This window comes from Hymenobacter properus, assembly GCF_015694735.1.
Classification (GTDB): Bacteria; Bacteroidota; Bacteroidia; order Cytophagales; family Hymenobacteraceae; genus Hymenobacter; species Hymenobacter properus.
Genome location: NZ_JADQDP010000003.1, coordinates 316,424 through 338,220 on the forward strand (window position 1 = coordinate 316,424; position 21,797 = coordinate 338,220).

Below are 21,797 nucleotides of genomic sequence, written 5' to 3' on the forward strand. Positions count from 1 at the left end.
TCTTTTCAGTGCGCCCTACGGCACTATCGTCTCGATGCTGCCATCGGCCTTGCGCTTCAGCTCCGTCACTTTGATGTTGCGCAGCCAGGTTTTGCCGCTCAACTGGGTATCGTGGTAGAAGATGTACCACTTGCCTTTCACCTCGATGATGGAATGGTGGGTGGTCCAGCCCTGCACGGGCTCCATGATGACGCCTTTGTAGGTGAAGGGGCCGGTGGGCTTGTCGCCCACAGCGTACACCAGCAGGTGGGTGTCGCCGGTAGAGTAAGAGAAGTAGTATTTGCCGTTGTACTTGTGCATCCAGCTGCCCTCGAAGAAGCGGCGCTTGGTGTCGCTGGCCAGCAGGGGCTTGCCGGCTTCGTCGAGGATTTTCACGTCCTGTACCGGGCCATCGAAGTGCTTCATGTCGGCCGACAGCTGGCCCACGCGGGCGCTGAGGGCGGGCACGTCGCCGCTGGGCTCTTTTTCGGGAGCGTTGGCGTCGTAAGTGCCTTTTTGCCAGCGCTGGAGCTGGCCGCCCCACAGGCCGCCGAAGTACATGTAAGACTTGCCGTCGGTATCGGTGAACACGGCCGGGTCGATGCTAAAGCTGCCAGCAATTGGCGTGGCTTCGGCCTTGAAGGGACCGGCCGGCGTTTTGCTGGTGGCCACGCCGATGCGGAACACGTCCTGCTTGTCCTTGACGGGGAAGTAGAGGTAATAGGTGCCGTTTTTGAAGGCTGCATCGGGGGCCCACAGCTGGCGGCCGGCCCAGGGAATGTCCTTCACCGCCAGGGCCACGCCGTGGTCGGTTACAGGGCCGCCCACGCTGTCCATCGACAGAATGTGGTAGTCGTTCATGGCAAAATGGTCGCCTTTGTCGTTTTCCGGCATCCCCGTTTCGATGTCGTGCGAGGGGTAGATGTAAATCTTGCCGTCGAAGACGTGCGCCGAAGGGTCGGCGGTATAAATGTCCTTCACCAGCGGCTGCGACAGGAACTTGGGCCCAGCGGCCGAATCGGTTTTAGACGTTTCGGCGGGGACGGTAGTGGCAGTGGTTTCCTGCTTGGTTTCGGTGGACTGGCAGGCAGCCAGCAGGGCCAGCGAGGCGGCCAGGGCGGCAGCAGGAGCTTTCAGATTCAGGGGGTTGCGCATGGGAATTTTGGGTATTGAAAACGCGGAGAAACGGGCCAGGCCGGAGCTCCTCTAGATAAAAAGGGAACAGGCTTCGGCTGGGAATGGGCGCAAATATAGAAGCGCCTTTGACGCGCGCAACCAATTGGTTTTTAACCCATTTTATCGTGAATCTACCGCAATCGATGCCGATAGACGGCCAATTACAGCGCAATAAATCGAGCCCCGGCTGGGCGACATTTGGTGAGAAATTGTCGTCCCGCCGGGGCTCGATTTATAAATTGGCCAGCCTACCGCTTGCCGTAGCGCACCCCGAAAAAGTCGCCCTTGTTCCAGGTCGGCCGCGTGGGGTCCTGAGCCACCTGGTAGCCGATAAGGAAACAGAGCTGCACGTACTTACGGCCGGCATCAAAATCGAAGCGGCCGTTGATGTCGTCCTGCGGCTTGTGGTAGGTGACGGCGCGCCATTTCTGCACTTCTTCGCTGAGGTTGTTGCGGCCGTCGGCGGTTTTGTTGCCGTATTTGATGTGCAGGGCCGGAATCCCGGCCGTCACGAAGCTGTACTGGTCGCTGCGGATGAAGCGGTTTTGCTCGGGCTCGGGGTCGTTTTCGAGGTCGATGCCCATGTAGGCGCAGGCCTTTTTCACGGGCTCGATGAGGGTGGAATGCGGGGCGCCCAGGGCCACCACACTCAGCAGCGGCGCAATGATAGTGGGCATGTCCATGTTGATGTCGGCCACGATGCTGGCCTTGGGCACGGTGGGGTTGGCAGCGAAGGCGGTTGAACCCAGCAGACCCAGCTCCTCGCCGGTCATGAATACGAAGAGCATGCTCCGCTTGGGCTTTTCCTTGAGCTTGGAGTAAACCTTGGCGATTTCGAGCACGCAGGACACGCCCGAGGCGTTGTCGTGGGCGCCGTTGTTGATGGAGTCACCCTTCACCGGAGCCGTAATGCCGAGGTGGTCGAGGTGAGCCGAATGCACCACGTACTCGCTTTTCAGCTTGGCATCGGAGCCGGGAAATTTGCCCACCACGTTGTAGCTCTCAATGTCCTGATAAGTCGATTTTGCGCTGGCCGTGAGGTTGGTTTTGAGCACAGCCGAGGCCGGCTTGCCACTCTTAATTGCCGCGAAAACCTGGGTGGTATCGAGCGCCGCGGTTTGCAAAAACCGCTGAAGCGCCACGGCATTCACCGCGCCGTAGAACTGTTGCTGGCTGCCCGGCGCGAAGGTGCGCGAGGCCGCCACCTTGCCGTTGGCGCCCAGCACGCTGTAGGTGCCGGCCTTAATGCTGGCCGGCGGCGTGGCGTGGGTGGAGGCCACCAGCAGGCCCACCGCGCCGTGGCTAACGGCCGTTTTGAGCAGCACCGCTAAATCCTGGCTGGCCGAGGCCACCGTCGACACGAAGGTGCGGGGCGCGCCGCGCACTATCATCACCACCTTGCCCTTCACATCGAGGCTGGCGTAGTCGTCGTAGCCCAGCTCGGGGGCGCTGATGCCGAAGCCGGCAAAGGCCAGCGGCGCGTTCTTGATGCTGGTGGCCGGCAGTTCGGGGCTGGGGTACACCACGTAGTCCTGGCCAGCGGTGAGGGGCAGCGCAGCCCCCTGCGCGTCGCGGGCCTCGAAGGTGGCGCCAGGCTGCAGGAAGGCGCGGCGCAGGCGCACTTTCTGGATGTAGGTACCGCCCTCGCCGGCCGGCTGCACGCCCATGCTTTTGAGCTGCTGGGTGACGTAGTCGACGGCCATTTGGTAGCCGGGGGTGCCGGCTTTGCGGCCCTGCAGGCGGTCGTCGGCCAGGTAGGCAATGTGGGCTTTGATGTCGGCGGGCTTGACCTGCTCCAGGGCGGCTGTCACGGGCTTGGGCACGGTGAGCGGGGCCTGGGCGTGGGCGGCAGCGCCAAGCAGCAGGCCGCCTAAGGCAAGCGTGGAGAGAAGAGCTTTCATAAATGAATTCGAAAGTGAGGCTTCAAAGAACGGCATGCCGGGCATTGCGCGTGTTATTTTTTCGGACCGGACGGCAGGCGGCATGCGCGGCGCCCGGCGTTAATTGAGCGGCCTGGCCGCGGACTCAAAGCCCCGAATGCAGGCCATCCAATCGATTGTGTGGAGGGCGAAATGGGGCAGCCCCGGCAGTAGGCTTGCTCATTACGCTGTGGCCATTGCACCAGAACTACACTGATTTACTTAGCGTTGAACTCACTTGGCCTCAATTTTCTGCTTAACTTGAGAAAACAGGCCATCAACCAAGGGAGCCTAAGCCCTGCCCCGCCGCCCACCCGCGTGAGCCGCCCGCCAGCCGCTCCCTCCCTAAACAACTCATACCATGACTTCGAATCTCACTTTCCCCGAAGCTTTCGTTCCGCAGTTTCACACCTCCAACCCCTCGCAACGTCAATCGCACGAGCTCAAAATCTGGCCATCCTGCTTCGCAGCCGTGAAGGCCGGCACCAAACCCTTCGACGTGCGCGAAAACGACCGGGGCTTTCAGGTGGGCGACCAGTTGCTGCTGCGCGAATTCGAACCCGAAACCGAACAATTCACCGGCCAGGTCCTGACCCGCTGGGTCAGCTACGTGCTGCAAGGCGGTGCCTTCGGCGTGCAGGCCAACTGGTGCGTACTGGGCTTCAGCGAATTGCCGCCCATTCCTACCGGCATGACGGACATTCGGCTTTGGTAGAGAGCAAAACAGAAACTTCCATGTCATCCTGAGCGCAGCGAAGGACCTTCTTACATTTGGGCAATTAGTACAGAGGTGAGAAGGTCCTTCGCTGCGCTCAGGATGACAGACGTGGCGCTGGTATTCCGGTTGGGCTTACTTTGCCGTGTGCCTGCTTCTCCCCCGCCCGTTATCCGCGTTTCGCACCTGCGCAAGCACTTCGGCGCGCACGCCGTGGTGCAGGACGTGTCCTTCGAGTTGGCCGTCGGCGAAACGCTGGTGCTGCTGGGCCCCAGCGGCTGTGGCAAAACCACGCTGCTCAAAATGCTCAACCGCCTGATTGAGCCCGATGGCGGCAGCGTCGAAATCAACGGGCGCGATGTGCGCCAGCAGCCGGCCGAAACGCTGCGCCGCGGCATGGGCTACGTCATCCAGCAAGTGGGCCTGCTGCCGCACTACACCGTGGCCGAAAATATTGGCGTGGTGCCCCGGCTGCTGGGCCACGCCCCGGCGGCCATTGCGGCCCGCACCGAGGCCCTGCTCACCCGCCTGCACCTGCCGCCTGCGCGCTATGCCGGCCAGCTGCCGCAGCAGCTCTCGGGCGGGCAGCAGCAGCGCGTGGGCCTGGCCCGCGCCCTGGCCGCTGACCCGCCCATCGTGCTGATGGATGAGCCCTTCGGGGCCCTCGACCCCATCACGCGGGCCGGCATCCGGCGCGAGTTTCGGGAGTTGGAGGAGCTGCGCAGCAAAACCGTGGTGCTTGTGACGCACGACGTGGCCGAAGCCTTTGAGCTGGCCGACCGGATATTGCTCCTCAACGCTGGCCGGGTACAGCAGCTGGGCACGCCGCGCGAGCTGCTGTTTCGGCCCGCCAACGATTTTGTGCGCTACTTTTTTGCGGCCGAGCGGCTGGCCCTGCAGCTGCGCACGCTCACTTTGGACGATGTTTTCGATAATGAATTTTTACATGACGCCAACCCACATACCACCGTGCATGAGGCGCTGGAAACCCTGACGGGCACCGCCGTCGGCACCACTGGCCGCTTCAGTGTGGCCCAGCTCATGGCAGCCTTTGGCGCGGCTTTGCAACGAGAGGAGGACGCATGGAAACGCTAACCGCGCTATTCGCCTTCTGGCACGAGCAGGCCGGCAAGCTGGGCGAACAAACGGTGCAGCACATCGGCCTCACGGCGGCCTCACTGCTGCTGGCGGTGCTGGTGGGCGTGCCGCTGGGGCTATGGCTAGCGCGCCGGCCGCGCTGGGCCCCGGCGGTGCTGGGCGGGGCCGGCGTGCTGCAGACGGTACCCAGCATTGCCCTCCTCGGCTTTCTGATTCCGCTGCTGGGCATTGGGGCGGTGCCGGCCATCTGTGCGCTGTTTTTATATGCGCTGCTGCCCATCATTCGCAACACTTACGAAGGCATCCGGGGCGTGCCGCCGGCCGTGGTGGAGGCGGCCCGCGGCCTGGGCATGACCAACGGGCAGGTGCTGCGGCAGGTGGAGCTGCCGCTGGCGCTGCCGGTGCTCATGGCTGGCATTCGCACGGCAGCGGTGATAAACGTGGGCGTGGCCACGCTGGCAGCCTACGTGGCGGCCGGCGGGTTGGGCGAGTTCATCTTCGGCGGCATCAACCTCAACAACCCGGTGATGATACTGGCCGGGGCGCTGCCCGCGGCCGGGCTGGCACTGGCTTTCGATGCGCTGCTGGGCGGCGTGCAGAAGCTCAGCGCCCGGCGGCTGCGGCAGGCCGGCGCGGCCCTACTGCTGGCGCTGCCGCTGCTGGCCGGCGGCTACCTGCTGCCCCGGGCTACGGGCAAGCTCATGGCCGGCTTCAGCCCCGAATTTGTGGGCCGCGCCGACGGCCTCCCCGGGCTCACTAAAATTTATGGCCTCACGCACCTGCCCAGCGTGGTGCTGGCCCCCGCGCTGGTGTACGAAGCGGCCCACAACGCCCACGTCGATGTCATCGACGGCTACAGCACCGACGGGCGCATCCGGGCCTACGGCCTGCGCGTGCTGCGCGACGACCGCCGCGCTTTCCCGCCCTACTACGCCGTGCCCGTGGTGCGCCCCGCCCTGCTGCGCGCCCACCCCGAACTGCGCACCGTGCTGGCCCAGCTCGACGGCCAGATTTCCGATTCGGTGATGACTGAGCTGAACTACCGGGCCGACTACCTGCACGAAGACCCGAAGGCCATTGCCGCGCAGTTCCTTAAACAGCGCGGGCTGTGGCGGGCCCCGCGCCCGGCCGTAGCGGGCGAACCCGTGGTGCGGCTGGGCTCCAAGATTTTTGCTGAGCAATACATTCTCATCGAAATGTACGCGGCCCTCATCCGAAGCCAGACCGACCTGGCTGTGGAAACCAAAACCGGCTTGGGGGCCACCAACATTTGTTTCGAGGCCCTGCGCAGCGGCGCCATCGACCTGTACCCCGAATACACTGGCACCGGCTTGCTGGTGCTGTTGCAGCCCCGGCCGGCGGTGGTCGACTCGCTGGGCGGCCGGCCCGCGGCGGTGCTCAACTACGTGCGGACCGAGTTTCGGCGGCGCTACGGGCTGGAGTGGCTGGCCCCGCTGGGCTTCAACAACACTTACGCCCTGCTCATGCGCGGGCCGCAGGCGCGGGCGCTGGGCATTGCCAGCGTGTCGGATTTGAGCGGGTACCTGCGGCAGTAGCGCTGGCTCAGCCGGCTAGTCGCGGTAGTTGAGCGCGGGTTTGCGGTCGCCCAGCAGAGGTTTGTACACGTAGCTGCCCACCTGTTGTTTGAGCTCGGCCTGCGCTTTGGCCCGCAAGTCGGCGTCGCTGAACAGGTCGATGCCGGTGAGGGCCATGGTTTTGGCGGCCACCATCAGGCCCTTGCTGCCAATTTCCTGGCCGCTGCACGCCACCGCTTGCCAGCTGTGGGCGGGCGTGCCAGGCACCCAGGTGGCGGCCGATAAGCCTACAGTGGGCACCACGTAGCTTACGTCGCCCACGTCGGAGCTGCCGCCCAGGTCGGCGCGGGTATAAGGCGCCACTTCGGCGGCCTGTGCCACGGGCGGCGCGGGCGCCCCCAGCGAGGCCTGAATTTTCTGGCCGAAGGCGGCTTCCTCCGGCGTGTAGGGCACGCCACCCACCCGCTCGAGGTTGCGCTGCAGGGCGTGGGCCAGAGTTTCGTTCACCAGCAAATCGTGCGTGCCGCCGATGATTTCATAGTCCATGGTGGTGCCGGTGCCCAGGGCCGCCCCTTCGGCAGCTTTTACCACGCGAGCAAACACGGCTTCCACCTCGGCGCGGTTGGGGTGGCGCACGTAGTAGTACACCTCGGCAAAGTCGGGCACTACGTTGGGCGCTTTGCCACCGCCGGTGATGACGTAGTGAATGCGGGTTTCCTGGGGCACGTGCTCGCGCAGCATGTTCACCATGTGGTCCATCGCCTCTACGCCATCGAGGGCGCTGCGGCCCCGCTCGGGTGCGGCCGACGCGTGCGCGGCAGTGCCGTGAAACCGGAATTTGGCCGATGTATTGGCGATGTACTTGCCCACCATGGTGGCGTTAACGCTCGACGGGTGCCAGTGCAACACAGCATCGACGCCCTTGAACAGGCCGGCCCGCACCAGGTACACCTTGCCGCTGCCACCCTCCTCGGCCGGGCAGCCAAATACCTTGATGGTGCCGTGCAGCTTACCTTCCTTCAGCAGCTTTTTCAGCTCGATGCCCGCCGCCACGCTGGCCGTGCCGAAGAGGTTGTGGCCGCAACCATGACCAGCATCCTGGCCGGCAATGGGTGCCTTCTCGGCCACGGCCTGCTGGGCCAGGCCGGGCAGCGCATCGTACTCGGCCAAAATGCCGATAACCGGCTGCCCGCTGCCGTAGGTGGCCACAAAGGCCGTGGGCATGTCGGCCACGCCGGCCTGCACCGCGAAGCCGTTTTTGCGCAGCATGTCCTGGAGCAGGGCCGCGCTTTTGGTTTCCTTATACCCCACCTCGGCAAAACCCCAGATGCGCTGGGCCGCCTGCCGGTATTCGGCGTAATGGGCCTGCAAATCCTGCAACGCTTCGGCTTTAAGGCCCTCAGTGGGCGGTGGGGCCGGGCGGAAAGCCAGCAGCAGGGCGGCACTCGCCAAGGCAAAGGCAACGTATTTTTTCATAGATTATTCTTTTCGGACCAATCGCCTGGCAAGTAGCGTTAGAAGTCGAAATTACGCCCAGTCACTGAGACAAATAAGCGTGGCTTTGCAGCAGTGGCAACTCCGCGCTTGGCGTGCGCCAAAGGTCTTTCCAGGCTTCTGCCCGCCCCTGCTCAGCCCCATGCGCGTGCCAGACGCTTCTATTTTTGAACTATGAAATCCGCCTTTTCCCTCTCCCACGCCACCGCCACTGACGTCCCCCGCCTCGTCCGCCTCGTAAACCGCGCCTACCGCGGCGATGCTTCCCGCCAGGGCTGGACCACCGAGGCCCACCTGCTCGACGGCCAGCGCATTGACGAGGACGGGCTGCGGGAGATGCTGGCCGTGCCAGGCGCCGCCTTTCTCATGTGCCTGGACGAAAAAGGCGAACTGCTGGGCAGCTTTTACGCGCACGCTACGGGCCCGAAAGTGTACCTCGGCATGCTGGCCGTGGAGCCTACCGGCCAGGCGCAGGGCGTGGGCAAATTCCTCATTAAGGCGGCCGAGGACTATGGCCGGCAACACGGCTGCACCGTGAGCAAGATGACCGTCATTTCGGTGCGCCACGAGTTGCTGGCTTACTACGAGCGCCAGGGCTACCGCCAAACCGGCGCCACCGAACCCTTCCCTACCGACCCGCGCTTCGGCATCCCCAAGCAGCCGCTGACCTTGCTGGTGCTGGAGAAGCCGCTGGCCTGAGGAGCCGGACGGGTGTGGCGAGACGGGTGCAAAGGGGCGCTGTTTGCGGGCAGTTTACCTTTGCGCCCGGGCTGTCGCAGCCCCTCACCCTTCCCTTTTCAGCTATGCGAACCCGCTTGCGTCGACACGCCCGCCGATTGAAGGTGGTGGTCTACGAAGAAACCCTGTTTGATTTCAACGAACACCTTTGGACGTTTTTGGGCGCGTTTGTGGGCATTGGGCTGGTTGGCCTGCTGCACCGCTACCACGTGGCCCCGGCCGACGCGCCGCTGCTCATCGGCTCGTTCGGCGCCTCGTCGGTACTGATTTACGGCGTCATCAACAGCCCCCTGGCGCAGCCGCGCAACCTGGTGGGCGGCCACGTGCTGAGCGCCCTAGTGGGCGTGACGGCGCAACGCCTGCTGCCTCAGGAGCCCTGGCTGGCGGCGGCGCTGGCCGTGGCCCTGTCCATTGTGCTGATGCAAATCAGCAAAACGCTGCACCCACCCGGCGGCGCCACGGCGCTGATTGCCGTCATTGGCTCGGCGCAGATTAAGGCCCTGGGCTATTGGTACGTGCTGGTGCCGGTGCTATCGGGCGCCTGCGTGCTGCTGGCTGTGGCACTGGTGGTCAATAATATAACTCCTACCCGCAACTACCCCCGAAACCCCCACTGGTACCGCATCTGGAAGCGGCGGTACGTGGGCTAGGCGGATAGCCGTTTTCGGGAGCGTGGTACCAGGCGCGGCAAAGCATGGCGTGCCATCAAGCCGCACTGCGCACCCATAACAGGACACAAAATTAATCCAACTGCAGCGTCACGTCGCCGCCCACGGGGTAGCCCGTGCAGGTGAGCACGAGGCCGCGCGCCAGCTCGCGGTCGGTGAGCACCTCGTTGGTTTTCATCCACACCCGGCCCTGGGTGCAGCGGGCGGCACAGTTGCCGCACTGGCCCACCTCGCAACTGTAAGGCAACCTCAGGCCGGCCAGCTTGGCGGCTTGCAAAATGGTGTGCGGGTACTGCACCACGAGGCGGTGCGCCTGGCCGCGCAGCTGCAGCGTGACGGTGTGCGCGGCCATATCGGGCGGCGCGAGCGGGGCCGGCGCCGGCGCACCGGTCTGAAACAGTTCGCGGCGAATGTGCGCGAGCGGCAAGCCAGCCTCGTGCAGGCCGTAGGTGCCCATGCGCATGAAATCGAGCGGGCCGCAGAGGTAAGCCAGGGTGCGCGCGGGCGGCGCGGGTGCGTATTGCGCTACTAGCTGCTCCAGCAATTCGCGGTGCAGGTGGGCGCGATAGAGCACGGGGTCGTGGCTGAAAAACAGCTCCAGGTGCAGCCTACCGGCAAACTGCCGGGCCAGCGCCTGCAACTCTTCCAGAAACAGCGCCCCGGCCGGGGTGCGGTTGCTGTAGCACAGCAATACCGACAGGTGCGGCTGCTGGTGCAGGGCCGCTTTGAGCAAAGAAAAGATGGGCGTGATGCCGCTGCCGGCCGCCAGCAAAACGAGCTGCTGGTAGGCCTGCGCATCGGCGGGCAGGGTGAAAAAGCCGCCCGTGCCGCTGGTGCGCAGCACATCGCCTACGCGCACGTCATCCACGAGCCAGCGCGAAAACAGGCCGTTATCGACCCGCTTCACGGTGATGGCGGGCGCCTCGCCCAGCCCCGGCGCCGAGCTGAACGAGTAGGACCGCCGCATTTCGCGGCCGTGAATCTGCCGCACCAGCGTGAGGTACTGGCCGGCCGCGTAGTGCAGGGCTTGGCCGGGTGCGGGGCGCAGCACCAGCGTGCGGGCACCGGGCGCGGGCTGGCCGATGGCTTCAACGGTGAGCAGGGGGTACTCGTCAGGCATGGCGTGGGATGACGCCCCAAGCGGGCTTTGCCAACGCAAGTTAGCCGGGCGCTACCGCACCAGCTTCTCGGCCCGGAACAGGTCGTCGGCGGCCTGCAGGAGCTTGGCGCGCAGCTGGGGGTTGTAGTTGGGGTGGGCGGCCAGGAAGGCGCGCACCGTGGCGGCGGCCGTGGCCGACTGGTAGCTGCCCAGCGTGGCCTGCAGCCAAGAATACGGAAAGAAAATGTCGCCCGTGAGCTGAATTTCTTCCAGCAAATCGAGGCTGGCGGGCAGGTATTTTTCCGACGTAGCCTGGCGCAGTGGGTGGTGCAGGTAGCCCAAAGCCGCCGTCACCCAGGCTTCCTTCTCACGGCCTTTCTCGTCTTTGAGCGAGGCAAAAAAGGCGTCGCGCGTGGCCACGTCCGGCGCCAGCGCCGGCATCAGGAATTCCAGCCGCTGGCGGCGGTCGGCGTTCTTGATGCGGGCCAGCTGCTGGGGCAGAATGGGCTCGGGCGCCGGGTAGTCGCGCACGGCCAGCGCCAAGGCCAGGGCGGTGTAGTCGTCCTCGGTCAGCACAACACCTTTGGGCGGATGCTGGTATCTCCAAATGGTGTAAAGCTTGTACTGCGCCCGCCCTGTGAGGGCCACCCGCTGGTAAGCCTGAAACAGCAGCTTCTTGCGGCCAGACGTCGGAGCATCTTCCATGGCCTGCCACAGTTCGTATTCCAGCGTGTCGGCCAGCTTCAGGCGTTCGGCGGGGCTTAGGTGCAAAAACTGCCAGAAAATGGTGCCCAGCTGAGTGGTCAGCAGCCGGGTGTTGAGCTCTTCGCTTTCGCCAAACAGCTGCGCCAGGCAATCGAACAGGAGCTCGCGGGGCTGGAGGCTGCGGCCGGCAAGCATGTTCTCGTAGCGGTTGATGTAGTTGGCGGCGCGGGCCACCGGGCTTTCCAGCCGCAGTGGCTTGGCTGGTGTGTGCGGGGGCAACTCCGGCGCCACCGGAAACACCCCGTAGCCCAGTCCGCTGGTATTGAACACGATGCGGCGGGGCAAAAACGGGATGCGGACGCCCACCTCCTTCCCTTCCATCTTCACGGTGAGCTGCCGCTGCTCGCCGCTGGCCGACTCAATCAAAACCTCAAACTCCTGCGGCCACAGGCGGTCGGAGCCGTCCTCGGCGGCTTGCGTCACATACAGGCCGTAGCGCTGGTCGTGCCCGCCGCTGATGCGGTAGCTGAACACCGGGCGACCGGGCTGGTTCACCCACACTTGGTTCCAGGCCTGCAGGTCGGCGGGGGTGCGGGCGTCGAGGATGGCGATGAGGTCGGGCCAGGTGGCGTTGCCGTGGGCGTACTTCTTCAGGTATTCCTGCAAGCCAGTCTGAAATGCTCCGGGGCCCATCAGGCGCTCCAACTGGCGCATCATGATGGGCGCTTTGTGGTAGATGATGTTGCCGTAGAGTGAGCCCGCGTCCTGCAAATTGGCCAGCGGCTGCCGGATGGGGTTGGCCCCGGCGGTGCGGTCTACGCCGTAAGCGGCGGGGTAATGGTCGATGACGAACTTGAGTAATTGAAGTTGATTGGGCGGTGGCACCGCATCGAGAGGCTTGCCCAACCAGTAATTGCCCTCTGGGTCCGGAACCGCCACAGTGCCGTTGGCAGCCACCATTTTGTCGGCCATAAAATTGGCAAACACCTCCTTCATCCACACGTCGTTGAACCAGCGCATGGTCACCAAATCGCCGAACCACATGTGGGCTGTTTCGTGGGCAATGACGTTGGCGCGGGCCAGCACCTGGTCCTGCGTGGCGCCCTCGTCCAGAAACAGCGTGGAGGCTTTATAATCAATGGCTCCCACGTGTTCCATGCCGTTGTACTGAAAGTCGGGAATGGCCACGAAATCGAACTTCTGAAACGGGTATGAAATGCCCGTGTACTGCTCCATAAACGCCAGCGCGTTGGTGTGTAGCTGGAAGATGGGGCCGAGGCTAAAGCGCAGCTTGGCGGGGTCGGTTTCGCGGTGCAGCAAGCTCATGGCGCGGCCTTCCATCGTGCGGTTTACCCGACTGAATTTGCCAGCGGCAAACGAAAACAGGTAGGTACTGATGCTGTCGGAGGGGCCAAAGGTGTACGTTTTTATTCCAGGCAAGAAGCTGCTACGTCTTTCAAGAGAGTCAATCAAAGGCGCATTGGCCATTGTCTGCCACAAACTCGGCACGGTGAGCGTCAGCCTGAAAGCGGCCTTCAAATCGGGCTGGTCGAACACCGGCACCACCGTGCGGGCGCGGTCCGGCACGAGCAGCGTATGGAGGTAATCGGCGTTGCGGTTGAGCGACTGCTCGCCGGCCGTGAAACTGATGTCGACCACATTGCGGCCGGGCCTGAGCGCGGCGGCGGGCAGCACGAGGTGCTCGTTGCGGTGGTCGATTTCGACCGGCCGGCCGTTCACTTTGAGGCCGTGCAGGTTGGCGGTGGGCGCTTTAAAATCGAGCTGTACCGGGCCGGCGACGTCGCGCAGGGTAAACGTCACGGTTTCCTCGGCCGCAATGGGCTTGGCTTGCTCCGACGGAATATTCAGGCTGAGGTCATAAACCACGCGGCTGATGCGCTGCTTGCGCGCTACGGCTAAGGCCTCCGAAACGCCTTTCTCAACAGGTGGCAGGGCGCTTTGCACCACCGACGGAGCCGGGGCAGCGGGCGAAACCACGGTTTGCGAGATGGGCTGGCGTTGGCAGGCCACGGCCAGCAGAGCCAGCAGCAAGACGCCAGCCGAATTGTGGTTGAGGAAGCGGAAATTCATCGGCAAATGCTCAGTCAAAGAACTCAAAAGTAACCCTAACCCCTGGGGCCGGATTTCGGGTTATCGCGCCCTGCATCATCCGAGCTGCCATGAATAGGGCGATGCCGTTTTTTGCAGCCGTCCGTGTATCTTGGCTGCCCCTTGTCGGGCCTCTCCTGCTCATCCAACTTCTTCGTATGAAACACTTTCTACTTCTGTTGGCGCTGCTGGGCGCGGCCGGCGCGGCCTCGGCGCAAGCCAATCTTATCCATGCCATTTCGCTGGGCACGCGGCTGGGCGTTGATGCCGCCGTGGCGGGCAACCGCAAGCACCAGGACGCTTCTTCCGACCGCTACGTGACAACCGCTACCTACCACGGCGCCTCCTACTACCAGAAGCGCACACCTTCCAGCAAGCTCAAAGGCCCCGGCGGCCCCCAGATTGCCTACCAGGAATCGTTGCTGCAGCAGTGCCAGGCGGCGCTCTTGGCAGACTCCACCAGCGCCCTGGGCACCGCCGAAACCTGGGCCATGCTCCAAAGCTCGCGCGAGCTCATTGCGCGCGACCGCCCCAGCTGGGCCGTCGACGCCTACGCCGACGAGGCCTCCTTTTACCAAGCCGAAACCGTGCGGCGCCAGCGCCGCGCGGCAGCCGAAAAGCACTAGACCATTTTCCGGTAACTTCTTTGCTCTCAACCGCCATGGACACCGCTACCGCAACCGCCCCCGATGCCGGCCTCACCAGCCCCGACCTGGCGCCCGTGCTACCCGCCGAGCGCACCTGGGGCACCGGCAACTACGCCGCGCTCTGGGTAAGCATGAGTTTGTGCATCCCCACCTACATGCTGGCCAGCTCACTCATCGAGGGCGGCATGAACTGGTGGCAGGCCCTGCTCACCATCTTCCTGGGCAATACCATTGTGCTGGTGCCCATGCTGCTCAATGGCCGGGCGGGCGCGCAGTATGGCATTCCGTTCCCGGTGTTTGCGCGGGCCAGCTTCGGGGTGCGCGGGGCCAACGTGCCGGCGTTGCTGCGAGCCGTCATCGCCTGCGGCTGGTTCGGCATTCAGACCTGGATAGGCGGCTACGCGCTCTACCAGATGGCGGTGCTGTGGGTGCCCTCGCTGGCCACACTGCCGGCCGTGTTTCCGGCCAGCTGGGGCCTGGCTACGGGGCCGGCCTTTCTCTTTTTGCTGTTTTGGGCACTGAATATGTACGTGGTGCACAAGGGCGTCGACAGCATTCGTAAGCTACTCGTCTTCAAGGCATTTTTTCTGCCTATAGCGGCGCTGGCGCTGCTGTGGTGGGCCATTGCGGCGGGCAAGGGCCTGGGGCCGATTTTGGCGCAGCCCAGCAAGTTTACGAGCAGCACTCAGTTCTGGGCGTTCTTCTTTCCCTCGCTCACGGGCATGGTGGGTTTTTGGGCCACACTCTCGCTCAATATTCCGGATTTCACGCGCTACGCTATCAGCCAGCGGGCCCAGCAGCTAGGCCAGGCCATCGGGTTGCCTACCTCCATGACCATGTTTTCGTTCGTGGGCGTGGTCGTGACGTCGGCCACGTTTGTCATCTACGGCCACACCATCTGGGACCCGGTGGTGCTGGCCGGCAAGTTCGACAGCAAGCTGCTGGTGAGCTTCGCCATGCTGGCCGTGGCCCTGAGCACGCTGGCCACCAACATTGCGGCCAACATCGTGAGCCCCGCCAACGACTTCGCCAACCTCTCGCCCGCCCGCATCAGCTTCAAAACCGGCGGCTACCTCACCGGCATCATCGGCCTGCTCACCTTCCCCTGGAAGCTCATTGCCGACCCCACGGGCTTCATTTTCACCTGGCTGGTGGGCTATTCGGGCCTGCTGGGCCCCATTGGCGGCATCATGATAGTGGACTACTACCTGCTGCGCAAGCAGCGCCTCGACCTGGCGGGCCTCTACCAGTACCACGGCCTCTACGCCTACCAGGGCGGCATAAACCGGGCCGCCATCTGGGCCCTGGTGCTGGGGGTGCTGCCCAACGTGCCGGGCTTCCTGGTGGTGGTAGGTGCGTTGGGTAAGGAAGCGGTGTGGCCCGCGCTGGTGAGCCTCTACAACTACTCCTGGTTCGTGGGCTTCCTGGTGTCGGGGGTGGTGTACTTGGGGCTGATGCGCGGGCGGATGGCGGTTACCGTTTCAACGGCAGCAGCCCAGCCCCAGCCGGCCGCGGCTCCTTCGGAGGCTTCGCTGGCGCAATGAGTTTTTTGCCAAAGCCTCTGAATGCTGCGCTGGAAAGACATCATCACCTTCGCCAAATACGGCAACCCCGAGCCGCCCCACCGCGTGGCATTTTCTGAAGCCGAATGGGCCGCGCGGCTACCGCCCGAGCGGTTCGCCGTGCTGCGCCAGCACGCCACCGAGCCGCCCTACCGCAACGCCTACTGCCGCGCCTACGCGCCCGGCCGCTACGCCTGCGCCGGCTGCGGCACCGTGCTGTTCGAGGCGGACGAGAAGTACCACGCCATTTCGGGCTGGCCCAGCTTCCGGCAGCCGGCCAGTCGCGGGGTTATTGCGTATTTCTTCGATACCAGCTTCAACATGGAGCGCATGGAGGCCCGCTGCAACGTGTGCGGCGGCCACCTGGGCCACGTATTCCCCGATGGACCCGCCCCCGGCGGCCTGCGCTACTGCATGAACTCGGCCAGCCTGGAAAAGCAGGATTGAGCCAGCGGTTGGGCACTACTTATCATTACTTTCCACAAGCCCGTTTTCTGTCTGCCATGAAGCACCGGCTGCGCGAATGGCTGCGGCGCTACCTGCCCGCCGAGCTGCTCTCGGCCCTGGCCACGCTGGCGGCGGCCGGGCTGGTAATGCGGGCCTCGCGCAGCGGCGTGCGGGCGGCCCTGGCCGGCACCTGGGCCGGCAACGTGGCTTACTTCGGGCTGCTGCTGGCCCAGGACGTGCGCCTGGCCCGGCGGGCGCGACGTCAGCGGGGCTACGCCTATACCTGGCGCACCTTCGGCCAAAACCTACGGGCGCTGGCCGTGGAGTTTGGCGCGGCCGAAGTGCTCGACAGCCTCGTCATCCGCCCGGCCCTGATGTACTATTTGCCGCGCTGGCTGGGCCACTTTGCGGCGGGTATTTTGCTGGCCAAGCTCCTGGCCGATGTCACGTTCTACATCCCCGCCATTCTGAGCTACGAGCTCAGCAAAAAGCGGCTGCGCAATTTCGACGACGAACCGTAGGCTGACATGAGGTGAGAAAACACCTAAGGGTTTAGTGCCCTTCAACCGATACGGATTGGGCGCGGTGTTTTTAGGGATTTGCGAAGAATAGAAGTCACTTAAATAACCATTGGCTGAACAAATTAGGACGTCACCTGCTTGAGGCGGCCTAAATTTTTCCGGTTTTGCAAATGGATACTCCGACCCGGCATCCGTATGCCCTATTTCCTTTCATTGCTGCCCGGCATTCTTTAGCGCAACCGCATGGCCCAGTCCACTCATCCATCGAACAAGCAGGATTTCACCGGCTTCGTGCGCGTGCGCGGCGCCCGCGAGCACAACCTCAAAAACGTCGACGTCGACATTCCGCGCGATGCGCTGGTGGTGTTTACGGGCGTGTCGGGCTCGGGCAAGAGCAGCCTGGCCTTCGGCACACTCTACGCCGAGGCCCAGCGCCGCTACCTGGAATCGGTGTCGCCCTACGCGCGGCGGCTGTTCCACCAGATGGCCGTGCCCGAAGTGACAGCAATTGAGGGGTTGCCGCCGGCGGTGGCCTTGCAGCAGCAGCGCGGCGCGCCGAGCACCCGCTCGTCGGTGGGCTCGGTGACAACCCTATCGAACCTGCTGCGCATGCTTTACTCGCGGGCCGGCGACTACCCCGCCGGGCAGGGCATCATCTACGCCGAAGCTTTTTCGCCCAATACCGCCGAGGGCGCCTGCCCCACCTGCCACGGCCTGGGCCGCGTGTACGAGGTGACGGAGCAGAGCATGGTGCCCGACCCCACGCTTACCATCCGGGAGCGGGCCATTGCGGCTTGGCCCCAAGCCTGGGGCGGCCAAAACCAGCGCGACATTCTGGTGAGCATGGGCTACGACGTGGACACGCCCTGGAAAGACCTGCCGCAGAAGGACCGGGACTGGATACTCTTCACCGAGGAGCAGCCCGTGCTGCCGGTGTACCCGGGCTACTCGCCCGAGCAGACGCAGCGCGCCATCAAGCGCCGTGAGCCGCCGAACTACATGGGCACGTTTATGGGCGTGAAGAAGTACGTGCTACACACCTTTGCCACCACCCAAAGCGCGCTGATGAAGAAGCGCGTGGCCCAGTACATGCTGGGTTCCGACTGCCCCACCTGCCACGGCAAGCGCCTGCGGGTGGAGTCGCTGAGCGTGAAGTTTGCCGGGCTGGATATTGCCGAGATGTCGCGCCTGCCCCTGAAGCGGCTGGCGGCGCTTTTGCAGCCTTTTGCCGAAGGCAAAGCACGCAAGCAGGCCCACGACAAAGAGCACCCCGAACAGGCCATTGTGGCCCAGCGCATTGCCGAAGATTTGGCGGCGCGGCTGGCAGTGCTGCTCGATTTGGGGCTGGGCTATTTGTCGTTGGAGCGCGGCACACCCACGCTCTCTCCCGGCGAGCTGCAGCGCCTGCGGCTGGCCACGCAGCTCTATTCCAACCTGTTCGGCGTGGTGTACGTGCTCGATGAGCCCAGTGCCGGCCTGCACCCGGCCGATACTGAGGCCCTGCTTAAGGCGTTGGACGGCCTCAAGGGCGCTGGCAATTCGCTGTTTGTGGTGGAGCACGATTTGGACGTCATCCGCCGGGCCGACTGGCTGGTGGACGTGGGTCCCGCTGCCGGCGAGAAAGGCGGCGAAATCCTCTACAGCGGCCCGCCCGAAGGCCTAAAAACAGTCGAAGCTTCGCAGACGCGCCAGTTTCTGTTCGACACCTCCGCGCTGCCCGACGTGCCGCCACGCAAGCCCACTGGCTGGTTGAAACTGGCCGGCGTGACGCGCAACAACCTCAACAACCTCGACGTGGAATTTCCGCTGGGCGTGTTCACGACGGTAACAGGCGTGTCGGGCTCGGGCAAGTCCAGCCTGGTGAGCCAGGTGCTAGTGGAGCTGGTGGCCGAAAGCCTGGGCCAGGCCATTGAGGCCGAAGAAGAGGAAACCGACCCGCTGGCCCCGCCCGCCCCTGCCACACTCGGCGGCCATATTACGGCCGGGCTCGACAAAATCAAGCGCCTGGTGCGCGTCGACCAGAAGCCCATCGGCCGCACGCCGCGCTCCAACATGGCCACCTACACCGGCCTGTTCGACCACGTGCGCAAGCTGTTCGCCGCCACGCCCGAGGCCCGCAAGCGCCGCTACGACGCCGGCCGCTTCAGCTTCAACGTGGCCAAGGGGCGCTGCGAGAACTGCTCGGGCGAGGGCTTCGTGATGGTGGAGCTGCTGTTTCTGCCCAGCGTGTACGCGCCCTGCCCGGTGTGCCACGGCGCCCGCTACAACGCCAAAACCCTGGAGGTGCAGTACCGCGGCCGCAACATCGCCGAGGTGCTGGGCCTGACCGTGGACGACGCCTGGGAGTTCTTCGCCGACGAGCCCGCCATCCATCGCGCCCTCACCGTGCTGCGCGAGGTGGGCCTTGGCTATCTGCGCCTGGGCCAGCCCGCCACCGAGCTAAGCGGCGGCGAGGCCCAACGCATCAAGCTCGCCACCGAGCTGCAGCGCATCGGCCGCGGCAACACGCTCTACGTGCTCGACGAGCCCACCACCGGCCTGCACCCCTCCGACACCGAGAAGTTGATGCTCCAGCTCGAAGGCTTGGTGGAAGCCGGCAACACCGTCATCGTGGTGGAACACGAGATGCGCGTGGTGGCCGGCTCCGATTGGGTGCTCGACATCGGCCCCGGCGCGGGTGAAGACGGCGGGCGCGTGGTGGCCGCGGGCCCGCCGCGCGAGGTGGCCAAAGTGCGCGAGAGCCGCACAGCGCCGTATCTGCGGGAGTTTCTGGCGGGGTAAAGACGCAACGCCAACCTCACCCCCGGCCCCTCTCCTTGGGGAGATGGGTGCCAGTCGTCAGCAGACTTTTGGAATTGTCAGGCTCCCCTCTCCCCAAGGAGAGGGGCCGGGGGTGAGGTTAGCACGGAGGGAGAAGCAACAAAGATGTTTCGCTCTGCATGATGCTTTTCTTCTTTATCAATACACACCTCCATGAACCCCAACGACGCCCTCCCACCTAACCTCTTCCGCCGCCAGAACGAAACACCCGACGCGGAATTCTACCACCACCCGCGCTTCGTCACGCACATCGACGACCGCGCCATTGCGGCCGTCACGCAGCTTTACCGCGAGTACTTCCCACTGGATTCCGCGCTGCTCGATTTGATGAGCAGCTGGGTGAGCCACCTGCCGCCCGAGGTGCCCTACCGCCGCGTGGTGGGCCTGGGCATGAACCAAGCCGAATTGGCGGCCAACCCGCGCCTCGAATCCTTCGTGGTGCAGGACCTCAACCAGCAGCCTGTACTGCCCTTCGCAAACGATGAGTTCGACGGGGCGGCTATCTGCGTGTCCGTCGACTACCTGACGCAGCCGGTGGCGGTGCTGCGCGAGCTGGCCCGCGTGCTGCGGCCCGAGGCCCCGCTGGTCATCACTTTCTCCAACCGCTCCTTTCCCAGCAAGGCCGTGGCCGCCTGGCACGCTCTCGACGACCGCGGCCACCTCGCCCTGGTACGCGAGTACCTCACTGCCGCCGCCGGCTGGCACGCCATTGAGCTGCTCGACCGCAGCCCGCTGCCGCCCGGCCGCTCCGACCCGCTTTTTGCCGTAGTGGCCCGGGTGGCGCCGCGCTGAGGCCTGGCCCGGCGGCAGGCTTCGCGGCTGGCCAAAAGGCCGCGCTACCCGCTTTAAGGCGTTGGCTGCCACAGCCAAAAAATCTTTTGCCGTCGCAGATGCGCAGCTAGGATTATAGCAATTCGTCGTTCTACCTTTGGTTCGACCAATTGGCTCCCTTCCTGTAATTTTATCCCTGCGACGGCTTTATGCGTCTTTTATCTTGGCTGGCCGCGTTGGGCAGCTTGCTGGCTACCCCGGCATTGGCGCAACAGGCGCCTTACCTCCCCTACTACTCTTCCGATACCGTGCGGGTGCACGACATGGCGGTGGCCCACCGCGCGGCCGTGCAGAAGTACCTGGTAACGCCCAAATCGGTAAGCGGCGAGTACAAGGACCACTACAAGAAAATTGCCCAGGAAGCAGCCACCGACGTGTATAACACCGTCCGCTACTCCGCCCTCGTCGACCCCGTGCTGAACCCCTACGTGCAGGGCGTGTTCGCGCAAATTCAGAAGGCCAACCCGCAGCTGCCGGCCGTACAGCTCGTGCTCAGCCGCAACCCCGAGCCCAACGCCCACGCCGTAGGCAACAGCACCGTGATGCTGAACGTGGGCCTGCTGGGCCGCCTCGAAAACGAAAGCCAGCTGGCCTACGTGCTGTGCCACGAGCTGGCCCACATCCAGTGTGGGCACATGGAGCGAGGCCTGCGCTCGCAGCTCACCAAAATCCACAGCAAGCAGGTGCGCAAGGAAGTGAAGCGCATTGTGGCCGATGAGTACAACATCAGTTCGAAGCTGAAGGCGCTAGCCCTGGGCTTGTCGCTGAACAGCACCTTCCACCACCGCCAGTACGAAAAGCAGGCCGACTCGCTGGGCTATGCCCTGCTGAAACGCACGAGCTTCGACGCCAAGCAGGCCTACCGTGTGCTGCAGCTGCTCGATAAAATCGACCAGCCGCTCTCGCCCGAGCCCCTGGCAATGGGCCAGTTTTTCGGCTGCGAAAAATTCCCCTACCCGCTGCCCGAGGCCCCGGCCAAGCCCAAGTCCATTTTCACGGTAGCGGCGCCCACCAAGACGGTGCTCGAAACCACCGACACCCTCAAAACCCACCCCGACTGCGCCAAGCGCATGCGCTTCCTGAGCGAGCTGGCCCAGGGCCAGATTACCGACGCCCCTACGGCCCCCACGCCGGCCTTTGCCCGCATCGTGTCCTTGAGCCGTTTGGAGTCTGTGCAAAGCTGGTTCGACTACGACTGCTACGACCACGCCTTGTTTGAAGCGCTGCAGCTGCTGCACGAGGAGCCTCAGAATGCCTACCTGCGCTCAGTGGTGACGCTGAGCCTGTACGAGCTGCGCGAGCACCTCATCAAGCACGATTTCTACGAAGTGGTGGGCAACGTATCGAAGCACCACCCCGAGAATTTCAATCAGATGCTGACCACGCTCTACGCCTGGAAGGCCGACGATTACAAAGGCCTGCTGGCCTGCTTCGCCCAGAATACCTCCGCTCCGGCCACCCCCGCCGACGAGTACGCCCATGCCGCTGCCTACGCTGCTGCCGCCCTGGCCGGCGAGCCCGGCGCCGCCACCCTGCAGCAGCAGTACCAAAGCCGCTACCACGACGGCAAGTTCACGAAGCTTCTGTTCCCGAAACCGGTTGTTTCGACGGGCAAGAAGTCGCTGCGGTAGCGCCCGTTAGTACGCGCTATACGTCTGTCATCCTGAGCGCAGCGAAGGACCCTCTCACGTTAGATAGTGTTAGGTTATTCACATTCATTCTGGCGTGAGAAGG

17 protein-coding genes are annotated in these 21,797 nt (G+C 64.3%); 12 read left to right on the forward strand and 5 right to left on the reverse strand.

Features of this window, described 5'->3' with window-relative positions; all coding sequences use genetic code 11:
* Positions 1-15: 15 nt before the first annotated feature.
* Together I2I01_RS13320 and I2I01_RS13325 are read right to left on the reverse strand one after the other, a co-directional pair.
* Positions 16-1,134, reverse strand: a complete 1,119-nt coding sequence (locus I2I01_RS13320; protein ID WP_196286973.1) for a glycoside hydrolase family 43 protein — start codon at positions 1,132-1,134, stop codon at positions 16-18.
* A 269-nt stretch (positions 1,135-1,403) separates the two neighbouring features.
* Entirely contained in the window at positions 1,404-3,056 is a 1,653-nt protein-coding gene (locus I2I01_RS13325; protein ID WP_196286974.1) for a M28 family peptidase, read from the reverse strand.
* A gap of 379 nt (positions 3,057-3,435) precedes the next feature.
* On the opposite strand from I2I01_RS13325, the gene I2I01_RS13330 reads away from it, so the two are divergent.
* The 3 genes from I2I01_RS13330 to I2I01_RS13340 all read left to right on the forward strand — a co-directional run bounded on the left by I2I01_RS13330 (position 3,436) and on the right by I2I01_RS13340 (position 6,443).
* A complete protein-coding gene (locus I2I01_RS13330) occupies positions 3,436-3,789 on the forward strand; it encodes an ASCH/PUA domain-containing protein (protein ID WP_196286975.1) in 354 nt (117 codons plus the stop codon).
* Positions 3,790-3,936: 147 nt separating this feature from the next.
* Positions 3,937-4,884 carry an ABC transporter ATP-binding protein gene (locus I2I01_RS13335; protein WP_211537948.1) on the forward strand — a complete coding sequence of 316 codons (948 nt, stop codon included), beginning with the start codon at positions 3,937-3,939 and terminating at the stop codon, positions 4,882-4,884.
* Positions 4,872-6,443, forward strand: a complete 1,572-nt coding sequence (locus I2I01_RS13340) for an ABC transporter permease/substrate-binding protein (RefSeq protein ID WP_196286977.1) — start codon at positions 4,872-4,874, stop codon at positions 6,441-6,443. The genes I2I01_RS13335 and I2I01_RS13340 overlap by 13 nt, the downstream gene beginning before the upstream one ends.
* A 15-nt stretch (positions 6,444-6,458) precedes the next feature.
* Here I2I01_RS13340 and I2I01_RS13345 read toward each other — a convergent pair whose 3' ends face one another.
* Positions 6,459-7,898, reverse strand: coding sequence for an amidohydrolase (locus I2I01_RS13345; RefSeq protein WP_196286978.1), 1,440 nt, complete (start codon positions 7,896-7,898; stop codon positions 6,459-6,461).
* Positions 7,899-8,090: 192 nt separating this feature from the next.
* On the opposite strand from I2I01_RS13345, the gene I2I01_RS13350 reads away from it, so the two are divergent.
* Positions 8,091-8,615 carry a GNAT family N-acetyltransferase gene (locus I2I01_RS13350; protein WP_196286979.1) on the forward strand — a complete coding sequence of 175 codons (525 nt, stop codon included), beginning with the start codon at positions 8,091-8,093 and terminating at the stop codon, positions 8,613-8,615.
* A gap of 104 nt (positions 8,616-8,719) precedes the next feature.
* Complete coding sequence (locus I2I01_RS13355; protein ID WP_196286980.1) at positions 8,720-9,304, forward strand: HPP family protein; 585 nt, start codon at positions 8,720-8,722, stop codon at positions 9,302-9,304.
* Positions 9,305-9,395: 91 nt separating this feature from the next.
* Here the strand turns inward: I2I01_RS13355 and I2I01_RS13360 are convergent, their stop codons facing one another.
* Both I2I01_RS13360 and I2I01_RS13365 read right to left on the reverse strand, forming a co-directional pair.
* Positions 9,396-10,442, reverse strand: coding sequence for a ferredoxin--NADP reductase (locus tag I2I01_RS13360; protein WP_196286981.1), 1,047 nt, complete (start codon positions 10,440-10,442; stop codon positions 9,396-9,398).
* A gap of 51 nt (positions 10,443-10,493) precedes the next feature.
* Positions 10,494-13,217 (reverse strand): M1 family aminopeptidase, encoded by a 2,724-nt coding sequence (locus I2I01_RS13365; protein ID WP_196286982.1) that lies wholly within the window; start codon positions 13,215-13,217, stop codon positions 10,494-10,496.
* Between the two features lie 176 nt (positions 13,218-13,393).
* On the opposite strand from I2I01_RS13365, the gene I2I01_RS13370 reads away from it, so the two are divergent.
* The 7 genes from I2I01_RS13370 (at position 13,394) to I2I01_RS13400 (ending at position 21,694) form a co-directional block, all read left to right on the forward strand.
* Positions 13,394-13,861, forward strand: coding sequence for a hypothetical protein (locus I2I01_RS13370; RefSeq protein ID WP_196286983.1), 468 nt, complete (start codon positions 13,394-13,396; stop codon positions 13,859-13,861).
* A 35-nt stretch (positions 13,862-13,896) separates the two neighbouring features.
* A complete protein-coding gene (locus I2I01_RS13375) occupies positions 13,897-15,426 on the forward strand; it encodes an NCS1 family nucleobase:cation symporter-1 (RefSeq protein ID WP_196286984.1) in 1,530 nt (509 codons plus the stop codon).
* Between the two features lie 21 nt (positions 15,427-15,447).
* On the forward strand, positions 15,448-15,891 hold the full coding sequence (msrB, locus tag I2I01_RS13380; RefSeq protein ID WP_196286985.1) for a peptide-methionine (R)-S-oxide reductase MsrB: 444 nt from the start codon (positions 15,448-15,450) through the stop codon (positions 15,889-15,891).
* 56 nt (positions 15,892-15,947) lie between these two features.
* Positions 15,948-16,412 carry a hypothetical protein gene (locus I2I01_RS13385; protein ID WP_196286986.1) on the forward strand — a complete coding sequence of 155 codons (465 nt, stop codon included), beginning with the start codon at positions 15,948-15,950 and terminating at the stop codon, positions 16,410-16,412.
* A gap of 243 nt (positions 16,413-16,655) precedes the next feature.
* Positions 16,656-19,193 (forward strand): excinuclease ABC subunit UvrA, encoded by a 2,538-nt coding sequence (gene uvrA / locus I2I01_RS13390; RefSeq protein ID WP_196286987.1) that lies wholly within the window; start codon positions 16,656-16,658, stop codon positions 19,191-19,193.
* A 192-nt stretch (positions 19,194-19,385) separates the two neighbouring features.
* Positions 19,386-20,024: a class I SAM-dependent methyltransferase gene (locus I2I01_RS13395; RefSeq protein WP_196286988.1), complete on the forward strand. Its 639-nt coding sequence runs from the start codon at positions 19,386-19,388 to the stop codon at positions 20,022-20,024.
* 188 nt (positions 20,025-20,212) lie between these two features.
* Positions 20,213-21,694 carry a M48 family metallopeptidase gene (locus I2I01_RS13400; RefSeq protein WP_196286989.1) on the forward strand — a complete coding sequence of 494 codons (1,482 nt, stop codon included), beginning with the start codon at positions 20,213-20,215 and terminating at the stop codon, positions 21,692-21,694.
* Positions 21,695-21,797 lie beyond the last annotated feature (103 nt).

Excerpts from the sequence above, each read along its gene's own strand:
- I2I01_RS13325 (WP_196286974.1), bottom strand. The coding sequence starts at position 3,056 with ATGAAAGCTCTTCTCTCCACGCTTGCCTTAGGCGGCCTGCTGCTTGGC.
- I2I01_RS13375 (WP_196286984.1), top strand. The coding sequence starts at position 13,897 with ATGGACACCGCTACCGCAACCGCCCCCGATGCCGGCCTCACCAGCCCC.
- I2I01_RS13345 (WP_196286978.1), bottom strand. The coding sequence starts at position 7,898 with ATGAAAAAATACGTTGCCTTTGCCTTGGCGAGTGCCGCCCTGCTGCTG.
- I2I01_RS13385 (WP_196286986.1), top strand. The coding sequence starts at position 15,948 with ATGAAGCACCGGCTGCGCGAATGGCTGCGGCGCTACCTGCCCGCCGAG.
- I2I01_RS13360 (WP_196286981.1), bottom strand. The coding sequence starts at position 10,442 with ATGCCTGACGAGTACCCCCTGCTCACCGTTGAAGCCATCGGCCAGCCC.
- uvrA (WP_196286987.1), top strand. The coding sequence starts at position 16,656 with ATGGCCCAGTCCACTCATCCATCGAACAAGCAGGATTTCACCGGCTTC.
- I2I01_RS13330 (WP_196286975.1), top strand. The coding sequence starts at position 3,436 with ATGACTTCGAATCTCACTTTCCCCGAAGCTTTCGTTCCGCAGTTTCAC.
- I2I01_RS13340 (WP_196286977.1), top strand. The coding sequence starts at position 4,872 with ATGGAAACGCTAACCGCGCTATTCGCCTTCTGGCACGAGCAGGCCGGC.
- I2I01_RS13320 (WP_196286973.1), bottom strand. The coding sequence starts at position 1,134 with ATGCGCAACCCCCTGAATCTGAAAGCTCCTGCTGCCGCCCTGGCCGCC.
- I2I01_RS13400 (WP_196286989.1), top strand. The coding sequence starts at position 20,213 with ATGCGTCTTTTATCTTGGCTGGCCGCGTTGGGCAGCTTGCTGGCTACC.
- I2I01_RS13370 (WP_196286983.1), top strand. The coding sequence starts at position 13,394 with ATGAAACACTTTCTACTTCTGTTGGCGCTGCTGGGCGCGGCCGGCGCG.
- I2I01_RS13355 (WP_196286980.1), top strand. The coding sequence starts at position 8,720 with ATGCGAACCCGCTTGCGTCGACACGCCCGCCGATTGAAGGTGGTGGTC.
- msrB (WP_196286985.1), top strand. The coding sequence starts at position 15,448 with ATGCTGCGCTGGAAAGACATCATCACCTTCGCCAAATACGGCAACCCC.
- I2I01_RS13365 (WP_196286982.1), bottom strand. The coding sequence starts at position 13,217 with ATGAATTTCCGCTTCCTCAACCACAATTCGGCTGGCGTCTTGCTGCTG.
- I2I01_RS13350 (WP_196286979.1), top strand. The coding sequence starts at position 8,091 with ATGAAATCCGCCTTTTCCCTCTCCCACGCCACCGCCACTGACGTCCCC.
- I2I01_RS13395 (WP_196286988.1), top strand. The coding sequence starts at position 19,386 with ATGAACCCCAACGACGCCCTCCCACCTAACCTCTTCCGCCGCCAGAAC.